Origin of the sequence: Leclercia sp. Marseille-Q4284 (assembly GCF_916618945.1) — a bacterium.
Classification (GTDB): Bacteria; Pseudomonadota; Gammaproteobacteria; order Enterobacterales; family Enterobacteriaceae; genus Enterobacter; species Enterobacter tamurae.
This window is the reverse complement of sequence record NZ_CAKAKG010000001.1, coordinates 323,137-340,448: the sequence shown is the minus strand read 5'-3', so window position 1 is coordinate 340,448 and position 17,312 is coordinate 323,137. Positions and strand designations below refer to the sequence as shown.

The 17,312-nt window shown below is 54.8% G+C and carries 16 protein-coding genes and 5 tRNA genes; 4 read left to right on the top strand and 17 right to left on the bottom strand.

Annotated features, from left to right (window positions below; translation table 11 throughout):
- Positions 1-34: 34 nt before the first annotated feature.
- The 17 genes from LG383_RS01640 to mltB form a co-directional block, all read right to left on the bottom strand.
- Positions 35-2,383: an FKBP-type peptidyl-prolyl cis-trans isomerase N-terminal domain-containing protein gene (locus LG383_RS01640; protein WP_225758183.1), complete on the bottom strand. Its 2,349-nt coding sequence runs from the start codon at positions 2,381-2,383 to the stop codon at positions 35-37.
- A gap of 74 nt (positions 2,384-2,457) precedes the next feature.
- Positions 2,458-2,826, bottom strand: a complete 369-nt coding sequence (locus LG383_RS01635) for a hypothetical protein (protein WP_106994517.1) — start codon at positions 2,824-2,826, stop codon at positions 2,458-2,460.
- Between the two features lie 227 nt (positions 2,827-3,053).
- The gene (gene luxS, locus LG383_RS01630) at positions 3,054-3,569 is read right to left on the bottom strand and encodes an S-ribosylhomocysteine lyase (RefSeq protein ID WP_106994516.1); all 516 of its coding nucleotides are present in this window, start codon (positions 3,567-3,569) and stop codon (positions 3,054-3,056) included.
- Positions 3,570-3,721: 152 nt separating this feature from the next.
- Complete coding sequence (gshA, locus tag LG383_RS01625) at positions 3,722-5,266, bottom strand: glutamate--cysteine ligase (RefSeq protein WP_225758182.1); 1,545 nt, start codon at positions 5,264-5,266, stop codon at positions 3,722-3,724.
- A gap of 71 nt (positions 5,267-5,337) precedes the next feature.
- Complete coding sequence (locus tag LG383_RS01620; RefSeq protein ID WP_106994514.1) at positions 5,338-5,766, bottom strand: YqaA family protein; 429 nt, start codon at positions 5,764-5,766, stop codon at positions 5,338-5,340.
- Entirely contained in the window at positions 5,763-6,329 is a 567-nt protein-coding gene (gene yqaB / locus LG383_RS01615) for a fructose-1-phosphate/6-phosphogluconate phosphatase (RefSeq protein ID WP_106994513.1), read from the bottom strand. Before yqaB ends, LG383_RS01620 begins: the two co-directional genes overlap by 4 nt.
- A gap of 116 nt (positions 6,330-6,445) precedes the next feature.
- Positions 6,446-6,522 (bottom strand) — tRNA-Arg (locus tag LG383_RS01610).
- A gap of 161 nt (positions 6,523-6,683) precedes the next feature.
- Positions 6,684-6,760, bottom strand: a tRNA-Arg gene (locus tag LG383_RS01605).
- A 65-nt stretch (positions 6,761-6,825) separates the two neighbouring features.
- Positions 6,826-6,902 (bottom strand) — tRNA-Arg (locus tag LG383_RS01600).
- Between the two features lie 65 nt (positions 6,903-6,967).
- A tRNA-Arg gene (locus tag LG383_RS01595) sits at positions 6,968-7,044 on the bottom strand.
- 4 nt (positions 7,045-7,048) lie between these two features.
- Positions 7,049-7,141, bottom strand: a tRNA-Ser gene (locus tag LG383_RS01590).
- 342 nt (positions 7,142-7,483) lie between these two features.
- A complete protein-coding gene (gene csrA / locus LG383_RS01585; RefSeq protein WP_000906486.1) occupies positions 7,484-7,669 on the bottom strand; it encodes a carbon storage regulator CsrA in 186 nt (61 codons plus the stop codon).
- A gap of 241 nt (positions 7,670-7,910) precedes the next feature.
- Positions 7,911-10,538 (bottom strand): alanine--tRNA ligase, encoded by a 2,628-nt coding sequence (alaS, locus tag LG383_RS01580; protein WP_225758181.1) that lies wholly within the window; start codon positions 10,536-10,538, stop codon positions 7,911-7,913.
- A 131-nt stretch (positions 10,539-10,669) separates the two neighbouring features.
- Entirely contained in the window at positions 10,670-11,170 is a 501-nt protein-coding gene (recX, locus tag LG383_RS01575; RefSeq protein ID WP_106994511.1) for a recombination regulator RecX, read from the bottom strand.
- A gap of 204 nt (positions 11,171-11,374) precedes the next feature.
- A complete protein-coding gene (recA, locus tag LG383_RS01570; RefSeq protein WP_106994510.1) occupies positions 11,375-12,433 on the bottom strand; it encodes a recombinase RecA in 1,059 nt (352 codons plus the stop codon).
- 86 nt (positions 12,434-12,519) lie between these two features.
- Positions 12,520-13,017, bottom strand: a complete 498-nt coding sequence (gene pncC, locus LG383_RS01565; protein ID WP_106994509.1) for a nicotinamide-nucleotide amidase — start codon at positions 13,015-13,017, stop codon at positions 12,520-12,522.
- 173 nt (positions 13,018-13,190) lie between these two features.
- A complete protein-coding gene (gene mltB / locus LG383_RS01560; protein WP_225758180.1) occupies positions 13,191-14,285 on the bottom strand; it encodes a lytic murein transglycosylase B in 1,095 nt (364 codons plus the stop codon).
- 268 nt (positions 14,286-14,553) lie between these two features.
- On the opposite strand from mltB, the gene srlA reads away from it, so the two are divergent.
- From srlA to srlD, 4 genes are read left to right on the top strand one after another with little or no spacing between them, the layout of a single operon-like run.
- Positions 14,554-15,117 (top strand): PTS glucitol/sorbitol transporter subunit IIC, encoded by a 564-nt coding sequence (gene srlA / locus LG383_RS01555; protein WP_156264509.1) that lies wholly within the window; start codon positions 14,554-14,556, stop codon positions 15,115-15,117.
- Positions 15,114-16,073: a PTS glucitol/sorbitol transporter subunit IIB gene (locus LG383_RS01550; RefSeq protein WP_225758179.1), complete on the top strand. Its 960-nt coding sequence runs from the start codon at positions 15,114-15,116 to the stop codon at positions 16,071-16,073. The genes srlA and LG383_RS01550 overlap by 4 nt, the downstream gene beginning before the upstream one ends.
- 12 nt (positions 16,074-16,085) lie before the next feature.
- Positions 16,086-16,448, top strand: a complete 363-nt coding sequence (gene srlB, locus LG383_RS01545) for a PTS glucitol/sorbitol transporter subunit IIA (RefSeq protein ID WP_106994504.1) — start codon at positions 16,086-16,088, stop codon at positions 16,446-16,448.
- A 15-nt stretch (positions 16,449-16,463) separates the two neighbouring features.
- The gene (gene srlD, locus LG383_RS01540; RefSeq protein ID WP_225758178.1) at positions 16,464-17,243 is read left to right on the top strand and encodes a sorbitol-6-phosphate dehydrogenase; all 780 of its coding nucleotides are present in this window, start codon (positions 16,464-16,466) and stop codon (positions 17,241-17,243) included.
- The last annotated feature ends 69 nt before the right edge of the window (positions 17,244-17,312 follow it).

Below are 17,312 nucleotides of genomic sequence, written 5' to 3'. Positions count from 1 at the left end.
ATGCAGATCCGTTTTTTTATGGTCGCGATTACGATTATTTAATGCCGATAATTTTAATCGTGATGATCGAGACCGTACCTGGCGGCACAAAGCCGGGCACGCCCGCCTCACCGTAAGCCTGCTTCGCCGGAATATGCAGTTTTGCCTCCCCGCCCAGACCCATCTTTTTCACCACCGTCTGGAACATTGGCGGGAGATCTTTCACCCGGCTGGCACGAACCTCTTTACTGGACATCACCTTACCGGTGCCCAGCACCTCGCTAAGCTCGGTCATGATCTCATTCTGGCCAGTAATAAGCGGGGTCTGGCCCTGCTGGATAATCCGGTAGATTGCCCCCTCCGGCAGTCGCTTGGCCCCCTTCTCATTCGCCGCCTTAGCCATGATCGCTTTGCTCTGCTTTTCGTTTTCACTTTGCGTGGCGACAAACTGCTTTTTCTGAACCTGGTCCAGCGCGGTCAGCTCTTTCGACAGCACAGCTGGCGCCAGCTGCAGATTATTGTTCACCTTATCGTTAAAGCCCTGCATAAAGGCGTTGAGATCGAGCTTTTTCTTCAGCCCGTCCAGCTTAGCTTTTTCACGCCCTGCCGCATCGCCATACCAGCTGCCAATGGCGTAGCTGGTCAGCGTATCTTTTGCCGCAGCCTTATCGATCTTCATCCGCTGCTTATCTACACCCTCTTTTGCAGGTGCTGCCTGACTCGCCTTCAGCTTCTGGTTTTCGGCCGTCAGCGTTGCCAGAGAGGCGCTTTGCGTTTTCTGCTGCTCCTCAAGCGCTGCTTTTTGCGATTGAAGCTGGGCCAGCTGTTTTTTCAGCTCCTCAGACGCTTTCCCGGCGGTAGCCAGCTGAGTGGCCAGCGCACCGTTTTTGTCTTTCTCGCTGCCAGCGTTATTTTTCTGTACAGCCAGCAGGGATTCCTGTGAAGCGATAACTTTTTTGGCGTCCTCGAGTTGGTTCTGCGCAATCTCAGACTTCACCTTTTCGCTGTTGACCTGTTTTTCCTGCTCGGCCAGCCGGGTTTCCAGAGTGGCTTTTTGCAGGTTTAACGCCGACAGCTGGGCTTTTAAGGCATCGACTTCCTTCACGGCGCCGGTGCTCTTGTCACTGCTGATTTTGAGGGTGGCGAGCTGTGCCTCCAGCGCTTTCTTCTGCGTCTGCAGGTCGGTAAGCTCTTTGGTCAGCGCGGCGCTTTTCTCATTGGCCGCTTTCAGCGCGGTTAGCTGACTATCCAGAGCCTTTTTCTGCGCCTGAAGCTCGGTCAGCTCTTTAACCAGCTTCTCTTTATCGCTGTCGGCACTGCTCTTCTGTACGGCCAGCAGCGACTCCTTCGAGGCGATAACTTTTTTGGCGTCCTCAAGCTGGTTCTGCGCAATCTCAGACTTTGTCTTTTCGCTGCTGAACAATTTTTCCTGTTCGGCCAGCCGGGTTTCCAGAGTGGCTTTTTGCAGATTCAGCGTCGACAGCTGGGCTTTTAAGGCGTCGAGTTCTTTCGCTACGACGGTACTCTTCTCGCTGCTCGTTTTCAGGGTAGCGAGCTGGGCATCCAGCGCCTTTTTCTGCACCTGTAGATCGGTAAGTTCTTTGACCAGCTTCTCTTTGTCGCTTCCGGCGTTGTTCTTCTGCTCAGCCAGCAGCGAATCCTGCGAGGCAATTACTTTTTTGGCGACCTCAAGCTGGCTCTGTGCAACCTCAGCCTTCGTCTTTTCGCTGCTGAACAATTTTTCCTGTTCGGCCAGCCGACTTTCAAGGTTAGCTTTTTGCAGGTTCAGCGCCGACAGCTGGTTTTTTAGGACGTCGAGTTCTTTCGCTGCGACGCTGCTCTTTTCGCTGCTCGTTTTCAGCGTAGCGAGCTGGGTATCCAGCGCGTTCTTCTGTGCCTGCAGCTCGTTTAACGCTTTAGTCAGGGCGGCGCGCTGTGCGTTGGCATTGTTCAGTTGCTCCGCCAGCTCGGCGTTTTTTTGTTGATCGACGCCAGTGGATTTCGGCAGCGTCGCGATGAGGCTTTCAACGGCAAGTTTTTGCGCACTACCATCCGGCTGTGATTTAAGCCGGGCGAGTACCTGCTCTTTTTCCGCGACGCGCTCTTTCTCGTGGGCGACGGCTTGCTCCAGCTGCGCCTTTTCACGTTCTACCGTACTTAGCTGTTTGTCTAATCCGGTGATGGTGGCATTGGCCTGGCGAAGCGCCTCGGTGAGGCGAGAAAGTTTAGCCTGGTCCACGACGACGGCCTTGTCGTTTTTGCCGGGCACGGCACGGGCTGCCGGACGAACAGGCTTTTTAGTCTGCGGTGCCGCGTCCGGAGGATTAGGAGTGGTACTTGGGGCGGTAAAAGGATTGGTTGAATCGTTGCCGATAATCTTTTCATTACTTAAACGTTCTAACAAATCCGTTCCGGCTGAAAACGCTTTTCCGCCCGATAATAATAATCCGCAGTACAAGGCTGCGCTGAAGTATTTATTCATAACTGATTCATTTCATTGGCACGGTTCATCATGTTGGTATAAACCGTATTACGAATCCTGACGCATACCAGCGACAGTTTTTTATTTATTTCGGTGAGCATAACTTCAGAAGCGTTACCATCAACCAGAGCTTTATTCGATTCGTAAATTTTATAGTTTTTATTAATATTATCGAACTGCTTACGATAGGACTCATAGGCCGCCGGGTCGAGCTTTTGCAGTGCAGAGAACTCCTGATAGCACTGCACCTCCTGCTTGCGTTCAGCCGGGGCTTTGGCGATAGGCGGTGTTACTGGCTTAGAGCTGCAGGCGGACAGGAGAAAGGCGGAAAAAAGAATCGCGGTGCCAGCAAAATAAACTTTCATAAATCCCTCTGAATTATTATCTATTCCATGAAATATTCGCGCATCAATAATTACAGTGAATGAGCGTCAATCTATCATCCATAGATATAATATATATAAATAACTACCATGCGTTGTTTGCATAATAAAGAGAAAGAGAGGGATTCACAACGAGAGATGGGCTTTTAGGAATTTATAAAGAAACTAATATTACCCGGCACACTTCTTGCGGAGGGCCGGGTAATTTGCTAGATGTGCAGTTCCTGCAGCTTATCTTTTGGCAGCGCCAGTTCTTCATTGCTGTTAACGCGAACGTCACGCTCAAGAATATGACGTGCAATCTCCTGGGCTTCTTCCAGAGAGTGCATCTGGTAAGTACCGCACTGGTAAACGTTCAGCTCCGGGATCTGGTTCTGCTCTTTTACTTTCAGTACGTCTTCCATTGCCGCTTTCCACGCATCTGCGACGCGTTTCTCTTCCGGCACGCCGATCAGGCTCATGTAGAAACCGGTACGGCAGCCCATTGGGGAGATATCGATGATCTCAACGCCATTACCGTTCAGGTGATCGCGCATGAAACCGGCAAACAGGTGCTCCAGAGTGTGGATGCCTTTTTCGGGCATCACTTCCTGGTTGGGTACGCAGAAACGCAGATCGAAGACAGTGATCGTGTCGCCGTGCGGGGTATGCATGGTCTTCGCAACGCGTACAGCAGGTGCTTCCATACGGGTATGGTCGACGGTAAAGCTATCTAATAACGGCATACGTCACCTCCGATAGTGATTTTTTTTTAAAAAAAATGAACTCTTCTTTTCAACGCGAGTCTGAATATATGAAAGACGCGCATTTGTTATCATCATCCCTGTTCTTCAGAGATGTTATTTTGGCCACAGAGATGTGGCCTTTTTCTTTTCTGTCAGGCCTGTTTCGCCAGAAACGCTGCAAACGACTCAGTGTCCGCCGCTTCAATCTCACTCTGACGCACCACAGACGCATCGCGCTCCGCAGCAAACTCGGCTTCGCTTAACACTTCCAGCGGCTCCTGCTGCAGCATATCGCGATACTCCGCCGCCAGCGCACGACCGGTGCCACCAATCCCCTGATCAATCATAGAACGCAGAATACGCGCCGAGAATGTCAGCTCTGGATTATCAAAGCTTTCGACCAGCTGGTCGCAAACCTGCTGATACGCTTCGCCACCGTACACGCTGTCCAGGGTGTGGGCAACGCGCTTCAGATCGCGGAACAGATCTTTACCCACCTGCTGCAACGGGAACTGCGCCGTCTGACAACCCATACCCAGCGTCAGGCCAGGCTTACGCCCTTCGAGGATCACCCGGTTCCAGTTGGTGCGGGTGCAAAGCAGTTCGTCAGCGCTCATCTCCGGCGCATCAGCCAGCACGCACCAGACCATAAACAGATCGAGGAAGCGTACCTGCTGCTCATCAACACCAATCGGTGAGAACGGGTTGATATCCAGAGAACGCACTTCGATGTACTCAATGCCGCCGCGCTGCAGGGCATCTGACGGCGTCTCGCCGCTGCGAGTAACACGTTTTGGACGGATCGGCGCATACAGTTCGTTTTCGATCTGTAAAACGTTGGTATTGATTTGCAGGCGTTTGCCGTCTTTCTCAAGCCCGATTTCGTCGTACGCTTCCGATGGCGTTTTGATCGCCCGCTTCAATCCTGCCACATACTCGTGCAATTCGTTAAACGTAATTCCGAGATTGCTTTGCGACTTATTGGTATAACCGAGATCGCTGAGACGCAGGGAGGTGGCGTACGGCAGGTAATACATTCCGCAGTCGGTCTTCTCAAACGGCAGCGTGGTCGGTTTGCCCTGCAGGAATGAGGAGCAAATCGCTGGTGACGCACCGAACAGATACGGAATGACCCAGCCAAAGCGATAGTAGTTACGGATCAGGCGGAAATAGCCCGCCGAGATCGCCTCTTTATCCGTCTCGCCGCACTTCGCCTGCCAGAATGCCATCGGCAGCGAGAAGTTATAGTGCACGCCAGAGATCGTCTGCATCAGCGCGCCGTAGCGGTTTTTCAGCCCTTCGCGATAAAGCGTTTTCAGACGACCAATGTTAGACGTGCCGTACTGCGCCAGTTCGATGTCCTGGCCCTGCTCGATGTAGCAAGGCATGCTGAGTGGCCACATACGCTCGTCACCCAGATTGCGGGCGCTGTAGCGGTGGATATCACGCATGACCTTCAGCATATGGTCAATATCGCCATCGACCGGCGTAATGAACTCAAGCAGCGCTTCAGCGAAATCAGTAGTGATCCACTTATGGGTCAGCGCCGAACCCAACGCCTGTGGATGGCCCGTCGTTGCAAGACTGCCATCCGCGTTTACGCGCAGCGTTTCGCGCTCAAGACCACGCTGAATACCCTTCAGAGCCTGAGGGTGGTTTTCCAGCCAGGCCAGTGCCTGTGATACGTCCGGGATCAATTCGACCTCCCGCCTGTCAAAATCATTTTATTTAGCATAATTGTAATGGTTCATGGTCACAAACAGTCCAATTAGTGCCACCACGTCATGCCCTGCAAAGTCACAACCGCTACCAGAACGTAGCGCAACGCCTTGCCAAGGCATAAAAAAAAGAGCACGGGCCCCCAGGAGATGCGCATCCATCCCGCCAGCAGGCACAGTAAATCACCGATTACCGGCATCCAGCTTAATAAAAGCGTGGCAGCGCCATAGCGTTTTAGCCAGCCGACTGCCTTTTCCTGCCAACGCGACGTTTTGCGTAGCGGAAAGAATCGCCCAAGAATAACGTTAGTCAGCCCTCCAAAGCTATTACCCATTGTTGCTATTAACACCAGCAACCAGGGCTGACTTACGCCGGACAAGAGCATCGCCACCAGCACCACTTCCGAATTTCCCGGCAAGAGCGTAGCGCTTAAAAAACTGCTGGCGAATAGTGAGGTCAGTGACAGCAGGTCACTCACAGTAAGCGAACGTCCACCGCGTCCATGCCGGCAGCATGTGCCGCCTGAATACCGAAGTCGGCATCTTCAAACACGACGCACTTCGCAGCGGGCACACCCATCAGCTCTGCACACAGCAGGAAGGTGTCCGGGGCGGGTTTGTGGTTTTTAACATGATCGGCGGCGACCACTGCAGAAAAATAGTGGCGCAGACCAAGGTGGTTGAGCAATGCTTCTGCGACCGCGCTCTCACTGCCCGTCCCGACCGACATCGGACGACGTCCGTGCCACTCTTTTACCACCTCAATTAATGGCAAAGGACGCACGGTATCTAACAGCATCGCTTTTACCGCATCGGTTTTTTCACGCGCGAGCAGATGGGGGTCGAGATCGGCCTGATTCAGTTCAATCACGGCCTGCGCAATTCGCCAGGTGGGGGATCCGTTGAGGGCAATCATGGCCTGTAAGTCGAAACGCATTCCGTAACGGCCGAGGACATCAGTCCAGGCTTTACGATGCGTTGGCTCGGTGTCCAGGATGGTGCCATCCATATCGAAGATCAAACCGTCATACTGTGCGTACATCGTGCTCTCGCAGAAGGATTACAAAACGTTACTTTAACGTAAACAAGGGGTTTTGTCGCTGACAGAGAAGATGATTGCTGACGGAACGTCGAAGGAATAAACAATGAGGGAGAAGATGGTGCATCCGGGAGGATTCGAACCTCCGACCGCTCGGTTCGTAGCCGAGTACTCTATCCAGCTGAGCTACGGATGCATCAGGGTACTTCTGTAGAAAATAGTAAATGGTGCATCCGGGAGGATTACTCGGCTGCGCCTCGCCCTACGGGGCGTTGCTAAAGCAACGCTATCCTCCCTGGTGCTCGCGATTATCTCGCAGAACATGAAACAACAGTTTAGCTGCTATCTCGGAGAATATGGTGCATCCGGGAGGATTCGAACCTCCGACCGCTCGGTTCGTAGCCGAGTACTCTATCCAGCTGAGCTACGGATGCATCGGGATTTACTACTGTTACTGCTGATACTCTGTATTGCTTCATAAGCAACACAAAGCAAAAGATGGTGCATCCGGGAGGATTCGAACCTCCGACCGCTCGGTTCGTAGCCGAGTACTCTATCCAGCTGAGCTACGGATGCATCAGGATTTACTGCTGTACTACTTGATACCCCATATCGTTTCGAAAGCGACATGAAGTAAAGGATGGTGCATCCGGGAGGATTCGAACCTCCGACCGCTCGGTTCGTAGCCGAGTACTCTATCCAGCTGAGCTACGGATGCAAAATGGCGGTGAGGCGGGGATTCGAACCCCGGATGCAGCTTTTGACCGCATACTCCCTTAGCAGGGGAGCGCCTTCAGCCTCTCGGCCACCTCACCACACAACGCCTCTTTCGAGTGCTTCGAGTAACTCGTTAAGAGCTTCTCGTCGCTGCGTGGCGCATATATTACTTTCTGGGACTTATAAGTCAAACCTTTTTCCACGCTCTTTTTTCGTTTGCACAAATCACAGTCAATTCGCATGTAAAACCCGCAAAGAGGGTGTTTTATAAACGGATTTTGCAGGCCTGCTGGCAGTTATGTGTAGGTATAAAGAGGATGTCGGACAGAGAAAGGGTGTGACAGGAGGTTAAAAAGGGAGCAGTTGAAATCGAACGGTAACTTTTGACAAGGAATATATCGGGAGGGTTGCGTCTCGCCAGACAGCGAGACGCGATAATATCAGTAACTGGACTGCTGGGATTTTTCAGCCTGGATACGCTGGTAGATCTCTTCACGATGAACAGAGACTTCTTTAGGGGCGTTCACACCAATACGTACCTGGTTGCCCTTTACCCCTAAAACTGTCACGGTGACCTCATCCCCAATCATGAGGGTCTCACCAACTCGACGAGTCAGAATCAGCATTCTTTGCTCCTTGAAAGATTAAAAGAGTCGGGTCTCTTGTATCCCGGCATTATCCATCATATAACGCCAAAAAGTAAGCGATGACAAACACGTAATGTGTCGGTAGTCATGGCATCACAATCTGTTAAACGTAAGTTTAGCCGATATACACAAACTCAACCTGACTTTATCATTATCGATAGCGTAGAGCGCAGTACGCCATAACGGTGTCGTTATGGCGTCTGTGTACGCTTTGTAATTATTACAGTTTCGAACTTACCCAGCTTTCAACACTGGCCAGTGCCGCTGGAAGGGCTGCTGCGTCTGTACCACCGGCTTGCGCCATGTCCGGACGACCACCGCCTTTACCGCCCACTTGCTGAGCGACCATACCAATCAGTTCCCCTGCTTTCACACGGTCGATCACGTCCTTAGATACGCCCGCAATCAGAGAAACCTTACCTTCCGCTACCGTCGCCAGAACGATGATGGTTGAACCGAGCTGGTTCTTCAGATCGTCGACCATGGTACGAAGCATTTTCGGCTCAACGCCCGTCAGCTCGCTGACCAGCAGTTTGACACCGTTAATTTCAACCGCTTTGCTGGAGAGGTTGGCGCTCTCGGCAACGGCAGCCTGCTCTTTCAGCTGCTGCAGCTCTTTTTCCAGCTGGCGGGTACGTTCCATCACGCTACGCACTTTCTCGCCCAGGTTCTGGCTGTCGCCTTTCAGCAGTTGAGCGATGTCGTGCAGCTGATCGCTCTGCGCATGCAGAATCGCAATCGCGCCTTCACCGGTGACCGCTTCGATACGACGCACACCTGCCGCGGTACCGGATTCAGACACGATGCGGAACAGACCGATGTCGCCCGTACGGCTGGCGTGGGTACCGCCACACAGTTCGGTAGAGAAATCGCCCATGCTCAGCACGCGTACGCGTTCGTCATACTTCTCACCGAACAGGGCCATTGCGCCTTTGTTCTTCGCTGCCTCGAGATCCATGATGTTGGTCTCGATCGGCAGGTTACGACGGATCTGGGCATTCACCAGATCTTCTACCGCACGGATTTCCGCCGGTTTCATCGCTTCGAAATGGGAGAAGTCAAAGCGCAGCACTTTGTCGTTTACCAGCGAGCCTTTCTGCGCAACGTGCGTGCCCAGAACCTGGCGCAGCGCGGCGTGCATCAGGTGCGTCGCGGAGTGGTTCAGACGGATACGTGCGCGGCGCGCTTCGTCAACGATAGCCTGAACGCCCTCGCCCACTTTCAGGGTGCCGGATGCCAGCGTGCCCTGATGACCAATCGCCTGACCGTATTTCTGCGTGTCGTTGACCGTAAAGCTGAAATCACTGCCCTTCAGCTCGCCTTTATCGCCAACCTGACCGCCTGATTCTGCATAGAATGGGGTTTTGTCCAGCACCACAACCGCAGTCTGGCCCGCGCTGATGCTGTCCACGGCTTTACCGTCAACAAACAGCGCAGTCACTTTGCCGTTGGTTTCGAGATGCTCGTAACCTTCGAATTCGCTGCTGCCATCAACACGGATCATCGCGTTGTAATCGGCACCAAAACCGCTGGACTCACGCGCACGACGGCGCTGTTCTTCCATGGCCGCTTCGAAGCCTGCTTCGTCAACTTTAATGTTGCGCTCGCGGCAGACGTCAGCGGTCAGGTCAACCGGGAAGCCATAGGTGTCGTACAGACGGAAGGCGGTTTCGCCATCCAGGGTATCGCCTTTCAGCTTCGACAGTTCGTCGTCCAGCAGGGCCAGACCACGTTCCAGAGTACGGGCAAACTGCTCTTCTTCGGTTTTCAGAACCTGTTCAACCTGCGCCTGCTGACGTTTCAGTTCGTCGCCTGCTGCGCCCATCACGCCAACCAGTGGCCCAACGAGTTTGTAGAAGAAGGTGTCCTTCGCGCCCAGCATGTTGCCGTGACGGATAGCACGACGAATGATACGGCGCAGCACGTACCCACGGTTTTCATTCGACGGGATCACGCCGTCAGCAATCAGGAAGGCACAGGAGCGAATGTGGTCGGCGATAACGCGCAGGGATTTGTTGCTCAGATCGGTTGCGCCAGTCACTTCGGCAACGGACTTAATCAGGGTGCTGAACAGGTCGATGTCGTAGTTGGAGTTAACGTGTTGCAGTACTGCGGCAATACGCTCCAGACCCATACCGGTATCCACGGATGGCTTCGGCAGCGGCTCCATGGTGCCGTCGATCTGACGGTTGAACTGCATGAAGACGATGTTCCAGATCTCGATATAACGGTCGCCATCCTCTTCTGCGCTACCCGGAGGGCCGCCCCAAATGTGATCGCCATGATCGTAGAAGATTTCGGTACACGGACCGCATGGGCCGGTATCGCCCATCTGCCAGAAGTTGTCAGACGCGTACGGTGCGCCTTTGTTATCGCCGATGCGGATAATGCGTTCGCGCGGGATACCCACTTCTTTTTCCCAGATTTCATAGGCTTCGTCATCGGTTTCGTAGACGGTAACCCACAGACGCTCTTTCGGCAGGTTGAACCAGTTTTCACCGGTCAGCAGTTCCCATGCGTACTGGATAGCGTCATGTTTGAAATAGTCGCCGAAGCTGAAGTTACCCAGCATTTCGAAGAAGGTGTGGTGACGTGCGGTGTAACCGACGTTTTCCAGATCGTTATGTTTACCGCCCGCACGCACGCAGCGCTGCGAGGTGGTTGCGCGAGAATAATTACGCTTGTCGAGACCAAGGAAAACATCCTTGAACTGGTTCATCCCGGCGTTGGTAAACAGTAAAGTTGGATCGTTGTTCGGTACCAGGGAGCTGCTGGCAACAACCTGGTGTCCCTTACTATGGAAAAAATCGAGAAACGCCTGACGGATCTCAGCGGTGCTCTTGCTCATAATTATCCTGAAATCAAGCTAACGAAATGTCACAGCCGGTCACTACACAACCGTTGTTGGACGGACCAGCTACTGAAAAAAGTGGGAATAAGATAAGTTTTCTTTAGAGGGAAGTAAAATCCCGCATGCGTTCAATCGGTAAAATTACGCCAGATCTCCTGAATATCTTCCATCAGAAATCCACGATAGAGCAAAAAGCGCTGGATTTTGACCTTTTCTGAAAACTCACGTGGCAAAGGTTCACCGTACTTCCGCACGGCCTGTTCCCGCGCCAGTTCGCACCAGTCAATCTCGCATTCACGCATCGCCTTTTCGCTGGTTTCGCGGGCAATGCCTTTTTGATTCAGTTCCTGGCGGATGCGCGCCGGGCCGTAGCCTTTGCGGCTGCGGCTGGCGATGAAGCGTGCGACAAAACGGGTATCGTCCAGATAGCTGTGTTCATAGCACCAGGCGACCACCCGATCGTAATCTTCTGCCGTGGCATCGATGGCCTCTGGCCCGTTTTTGCTCATCACCGGCGCGGCGAGTTTGCGGCGAAGCTCCTGCTCGCTGTGGTCGCGAACGGCAAGGATGCGCACCGCGCGATCTAACAGACGGTTATAAGCAGGACGACGCGTTGTGGATTCATTCATAGATAAACCTCCTGCTGCAGTCTAAAACCAAAAAGCAAAAGGGCCGCATTAAGCGACCCTTGTTTATACCCGTCATACTTCAAGCTGCATGTGCGTTGGCTTTCCTCGCTCACCCCAGTCACTTACTTGAGTAAGCTCCTGGGGACTCACTGCGTCGCCGCCTTCCTGCAACTCGAATTATTTAGGGTATATGACATCCGATTATCAGAAATCTTCGTTGGTTTCTTCAGCGCTTTCGCCATCAACAGCGAACTGCGGTTTGGAATCCTGGTTGCTGAGCAGAAGCTCGCGCACCTTCTTCTCGATCTCTTTTGCTGCAGCCGGGTTCTCTTTCAGCCAGGAGATTGCATTCGCTTTACCCTGACCAATCTTGTCGCCGTTGTAGCTGTACCATGCGCCCGCTTTTTCAATCAGCTTCTCTTTCACGCCCAGGTCAACCAGTTCGCCGAAGAAGTTGATACCTTCGCCGTACATGATCTGGAACTCAGCCTGTTTAAACGGTGCCGCAATCTTGTTCTTCACCACCTTCACGCGGGTTTCGCTACCCACCACGTTCTCACCGTCTTTCACGGCACCGATACGGCGGATATCCAGACGCACGGAGGCGTAGAATTTCAGCGCGTTACCACCGGTGGTGGTTTCCGGGTTACCGAACATCACACCAATCTTCATACGGATCTGGTTGATGAAGATCAGCAGCGTGTTGGACTGCTTCAGGTTACCGGCCAGCTTACGCATCGCCTGGCTCATCATACGTGCCGCGAGGCCCATGTGAGAGTCACCGATTTCGCCTTCGATTTCTGCTTTTGGCGTCAGTGCTGCAACGGAGTCGACGATGATTACGTCTACTGCGCCAGAGCGCGCCAGTGCGTCACAGATTTCCAGTGCCTGCTCACCGGTATCCGGCTGGGAGCAGAGCAGATTGTCGATATCAACACCCAGTTTACGTGCGTAGACTGGATCCAGCGCGTGCTCAGCATCGATAAAGGCACAGGTTTTGCCTTCGCGCTGCGCAGCCGCCACAACCTGTAAGGTCAGGGTGGTTTTACCGGAGGATTCTGGCCCGTAAATCTCTACGATACGACCCATAGGCAGGCCGCCAGCACCCAGTGCAATATCCAGAGAAAGCGAACCGGTGGAGATAGTTTCTACATCCATGGAACGATCTTCACCCAGGCGCATGATGGAACCTTTACCGAATTGCTTTTCGATCTGGCCCAGTGCTGCCGCCAACGCTTTCTGTTTGTTTTCGTCGATAGCCATTTTTTCCTCTCATGCCGGGTGAAACAACTGCGCTTCACCCTGGATTCTGTTCTGTTGCAGCAATTATACTGTATGCTCATACAGTATCAAGTGTTTTGTAGAAATTGTTGCCAGAGCGTTTTTAACGCATAAACGGTGGCCTGACGACGCACGCTTTCACGGTCGCCGCTGAAGCATTCCCGACGGGTAATCCCCTCGCCCTGCGCCGTGGCAAAGCCAAACCACACCGTTCCGACAGGCTTTTCATCGCTACCGCCGTCCGGCCCGGCGATGCCACTTATAGAGACAGCATAGTCCGCCCGGGCGGCACGCAGGGCGCCAATCGCCATCTCAATAACCACCGGCTCGCTGACCGCGCCATGCTCAATAAGCGTGGGTTCACGGACACCAATCATTTGCGCTTTCGCTTCATTACTGTAGGTGACAAATCCGCGCTCAAACCAGGCGGAACTACCGGCGATATCGGTAATGACTTTCGCCACCCAGCCGCCGGTACAGGATTCTGCCGTGGTGATCGTCGCACCGCGCTGTTTCAGCGCCTGCCCTACTCTCTCACTGAGCTGCATCAATTCATGGTCAGTCATCGCGTTTTGACTCCTTATAAACGTGCAGCACAAGATAGCACTTTAGTCGCCAGATATGAGGACGAGGTGGAGGTTTTACGAGGGGGCTTCAGAAAAATTAACCTGGCCGAGCGGTTAATAATGAAAAGGGAGTGGCGCAACGCCACTCCCTTTTTCGACGGACAGAAGCAGATTTAACTGAACGGCGAGGCCACACGCGCCTGCGCGACGGCCAGACCCAGCTGCCAGACCGCCATCGCATAGTGGGTGCTGTGGTTGTAGCGGGTAATGGTGTAGAAGTTCGGTAACCCGTACCAGTACTGATAGCCGGTACCGATATCCAGACGCAGCAGGCTGACCTGCTGATTACCGCTCATCGGCTGCTGCGGCGTTAACCCTGCAGCGGTGAGCTGTGCCGCGCTGTAGCGGGTTTTAAAGCCGTTCTCCAGCCCTGGCGCCTGGCCGTTAGCCATCACCGCCACCGGCTGACCTGGGGTCCAGCCATGCTCTTTGAAGTAGTTGGCGACGCTGCCAATCGCATCTTCCGGATCCCACAGGTTGATGTGCCCGTCCCCGTTGAAGTCGACCGCATACTGTTTATAGGAGGACGGCATAAACTGGCCGTAACCCATCGCCCCGGCAAAGGAGCCCTTCAGATCCAGCGGGTCGTCCTGCTCGTCGCGGGCCATCAGCAGGAAGGTTTCCAGCTCAGAGGAGAAGTACTCCGCCCGACGCGGGTAGTTAAAGGAGAGGGTCGCCAGGGCATCCAGAATGCGGGTCTTACCCATCACGCGGCCCCAACGGGTTTCTACCCCGATAATCCCGATGATAATTTCCGGCGGCACGCCGTACACCTGCTGGGCGCGGGTGAGCGCATCCTCATACTGGTTCCAGAACGCCACGCCGTTTTGCACGTTGTCCGGGGTAATGAACTGCTTGCGATAGCGTAACCACGCCCCATTCGGCCCGGCCGGTGGCTGGGTGGTCGGCGCCTGGCGATCCATCAGTCGCAGAACATAGTCCAGACGCTTGGCCTGGGAGAGGATCTCCTGCAGCTGGGTTTTATTAAACCCGTGCTTGCTCACCATTTTGTCGATGAACTGTTCCGCCGCCGGGTTGTTGGCAAAGTCGCCCCCCATCTGCATCACATTATGCTGGGGTTCCAGCAGGAAGCCGCCAGACGGGGCGCCCGCCGTTTGTTGCAGGACCTCTTCGGTCTTTGGTTTGCTGCTGCAGGCAGAGAGCAGAATAAGCGCAGGCAGTAAGGCTGCGTAACGACGCTTGAGCATGAGACATCCATTCAACGAATTCGATAAGTGGCAAGTATGGTAAAGCATCCGGGACACCTCAAGGAAGAGATGCGAACCCGCACGGCAAAATCTTTACGCGCCTGAAAACAAATTCGTCCTCTTCTCAACCACGTCGCCCTCGCCTCGCCCATTATCTTTCAAAATAATACATTTTTCTTTCATTGTGAGATCTGTTTTACACTTTAAAATCTTTCAAAGTGATTATTATTAGCCCGTCAGAGATGAACTCACCCTACAGGAGAAAACAATGATAGAAACCATCACCCATGGCGCCGAGTGGTTTATCGGGCTGTTTCAGAAAGGTGGCGAGGTCTTTACCAGCATGGTCACCGGGATCCTGCCGCTGCTGATCAGCCTGCTGGTGATCATGAATGCATTGATCAACTTTATTGGTCAGCACCGGATCGAAAAACTGGCCCAGCGCTGCGCCGGGAACCCCGTCTCCCGCTACCTGCTGCTGCCCTGCATCGGCACCTTCGTGTTCTGTAACCCGATGACCCTGAGCCTCGGACGCTTTATGCCCGAACGCTACAAGCCGAGCTACTACGCCGCGGCGTCCTACAGCTGTCATTCCATGAACGGTCTGTTTCCGCACATTAACCCCGGCGAGCTGTTCGTCTATCTGGGGATCGCCAGCGGCCTGACCACCCTCGGCCTGCCGCTTGGCCCGCTGGCGGTGAGCTACCTGCTGGTCGGCCTGGTGACCAACTTCTTCCGCGGCTGGGTGACCGATCTCACCACCGCCATTTTCGAAAAGAAAATGGGCATCCAGCTTGAACAGAAAGTCCAGCTTGCAGGAGCCACAGCATGACCCGTATCCGGATTGAAAAAGGCGTGGGCGGCTGGGGCGGCCCGCTGGAACTCGACGCCACAGCAAACAAAAAGATCGTCTATATCACCGCGGGCACCCGCCCGGCGATTGTCGACAAGCTGCGCGAACTCACCGGCTGGGAAGCGGTAGACGGCTTTAAGGAGGGCGAGCCGCCGGAAGCGGAGATCGGCGTGGCGGTGATCGACTGCGGCGGCACCCTGCGCTGCGGCATCTACCCGAAACGCCGTATTCCCACCGTCAATATCCATGCGACCGGTAAATCCGGCCCGCTGGCGCAGTACATCCTGGAGGACATTTACGTCTCCGGCGTAAAGGAAGAGAACATATCTCTGGCCGGGGGATCTGCCCCGGCGAAGAAGAGTGCCCCGCGCGAGTACGACACCAGCAAGAAGATCACCGAGCAGAGCGACGGCCTGCTGGCAAAAGTCGGGATGGGGATGGGCTCCGCGGTGGCGGTGCTGTTCCAGTCCGGACGCGACACCATCGACACAGTGCTGAAAACCATCCTGCCGTTTATGGCCTTCGTCTCGGCGCTGATCGGCATCATCATGGCCTCCGGTCTGGGGGACTGGATCGCCCACGGCCTCGCCCCGCTGGCCAGCCATCCGCTCGGGCTGGTAACCCTGGCGCTGATCTGCTCCTTCCCGCTGCTGTCGCCGTTCCTCGGCCCCGGGGCGGTGATTGCCCAGGTGATCGGCGTGCTGATTGGGGTGCAGATCGGGCTCGGCAATATTCCCCCGCACCTCGCCCTGCCCGCCCTGTTTGCCATTAATGCCCAGGCCGCCTGCGACTTTATCCCGGTGGGGCTGTCGCTGGCCGAAGCGCGCCAGGACACCGTCCGCGTCGGGGTTCCTTCCGTGCTGGTGAGCCGCTTCCTGACCGGCGCGCCCACCGTCCTGATTGCCTGGTTCGTCTCTGGCTTTATCTATCAATAAGAGGAATTCGTCATGACCGTAATTTACCAGACCACTATTACCCGCATCGGCCAGAGCGCCCCGGACGCGCTGAGCGACCAGATGCTGATCACCTTCCGTGAAGGGGCTCCGGCGGATATCGAGGAGTTCTGTTTTATCCATTGTCACGGCGAACTGAGCGGCGAGCTGCGGCCTGGCAGCCAGCTCACCCTGGGCGATGCGCGCTATCCGGTGACGGCGGTGGGCGATGTCGCGGAGCAGAATCTGCGTGAGCTGGGGCATATCACCCTGCGTTTTGATGGCCAGACCGCGGCGGAATACCCGGGCACCGTGCACGTTGCCGGGCCGGTTCCGCAGGCGGTTGAAGCCGGTTGTGTATTGAAATTTGTGGCGTAATTAAAGGAGAGAAACATGGAACAGGTTGCAGTTGTCATTGGCGGGGGACAAACCTTAGGGGAATATCTCTGCCGCGGGCTGGCCGCAGAAGGGTATCGCGTGGCGGTGGTGGACATTCAGAGCGAAAAAGCCGCCCGGGTCGCCAGCGAGATCAATAAGGAGTTTGGTGAAGGCAAGGCGTATGGTTTTGGCGCCGACGCCACCAGCGAGCAGAGCGTGATGGCGCTGTCGCACGGGGTAAATGAGATCTTTGGCCGGGTCGATCTGCTGGTCTACAGCGCCGGGATCGCAAAGGCGGCGTTTATCGGCGACGTGGAACTGGGGGATTTCGACCGTTCGTTGCAGGTGAACCTGGTGGGCTATTTCCTCTGCGCCCGGGAGTTCTCGCGCCTGATGATCCGCGACGGCATTGCCGGGCGCATCATTCAGATCAACTCCAAATCCGGCAAGGTGGGCAGCAAGCATAACTCCGGCTACAGCGCGGCCAAGTTCGGCGGCGTGGGGCTGACCCAGTCCCTGGCGCTGGATCTGGCGGAGTACGGCATTACCGTGCATTCGCTGATGCTCGGCAACCTGCTGAAGTCACCGATGTTCCAGTCCCTGCTGCCGCAGTATGCCACTAAGCTTGGCATCGAAGCGGATCAGGTGGAGCAGTATTACATCGATAAAGTGCCGCTCAAGCGCGGGTGCGACTATCAGGACGTGCTGAACATGCTGCTGTTTTATGCCAGCCCGAAAGCCTCCTACTGCACCGGGCAGTCGATCAATATCACCGGCGGGCAGGTGATGTTCTGATTGTGGGTTAATGCCCGGTGGCGCTGCGCTTACCGGGCCTACAAAGGCCTTCAAACCGTAGGCCGGGTA

Bases quoted from the DNA above. Each gene is read 5' to 3' on its own strand.
- LG383_RS01635 (WP_106994517.1), bottom strand. From the start codon at position 2,826: ATGAAAGTTTATTTTGCTGGCACCGCGATTCTTTTTTCCGCCTTTCTC.
- luxS (WP_106994516.1), bottom strand. From the start codon at position 3,569: ATGCCGTTATTAGATAGCTTTACCGTCGACCATACCCGTATGGAAGCA.
- yqaB (WP_106994513.1), bottom strand. From the start codon at position 6,329: ATGTACGCACAGTATGACGGTTTGATCTTCGATATGGATGGCACCATC.
- csrA (WP_000906486.1), bottom strand. From the start codon at position 7,669: ATGCTGATTCTGACTCGTCGAGTTGGTGAGACCCTCATGATTGGGGAT.
- alaS (WP_225758181.1), bottom strand. From the start codon at position 10,538: ATGAGCAAGAGCACCGCTGAGATCCGTCAGGCGTTTCTCGATTTTTTC.
- recX (WP_106994511.1), bottom strand. From the start codon at position 11,170: ATGAATGAATCCACAACGCGTCGTCCTGCTTATAACCGTCTGTTAGAT.
- recA (WP_106994510.1), bottom strand. From the start codon at position 12,433: ATGGCTATCGACGAAAACAAACAGAAAGCGTTGGCGGCAGCACTGGGC.
- pncC (WP_106994509.1), bottom strand. From the start codon at position 13,017: ATGACTGACCATGAATTGATGCAGCTCAGTGAGAGAGTAGGGCAGGCG.
- mltB (WP_225758180.1), bottom strand. From the start codon at position 14,285: ATGCTCAAGCGTCGTTACGCAGCCTTACTGCCTGCGCTTATTCTGCTC.
- srlA (WP_156264509.1), top strand. From the start codon at position 14,554: ATGATAGAAACCATCACCCATGGCGCCGAGTGGTTTATCGGGCTGTTT.
- LG383_RS01550 (WP_225758179.1), top strand. From the start codon at position 15,114: ATGACCCGTATCCGGATTGAAAAAGGCGTGGGCGGCTGGGGCGGCCCG.
- srlB (WP_106994504.1), top strand. From the start codon at position 16,086: ATGACCGTAATTTACCAGACCACTATTACCCGCATCGGCCAGAGCGCC.
- srlD (WP_225758178.1), top strand. From the start codon at position 16,464: ATGGAACAGGTTGCAGTTGTCATTGGCGGGGGACAAACCTTAGGGGAA.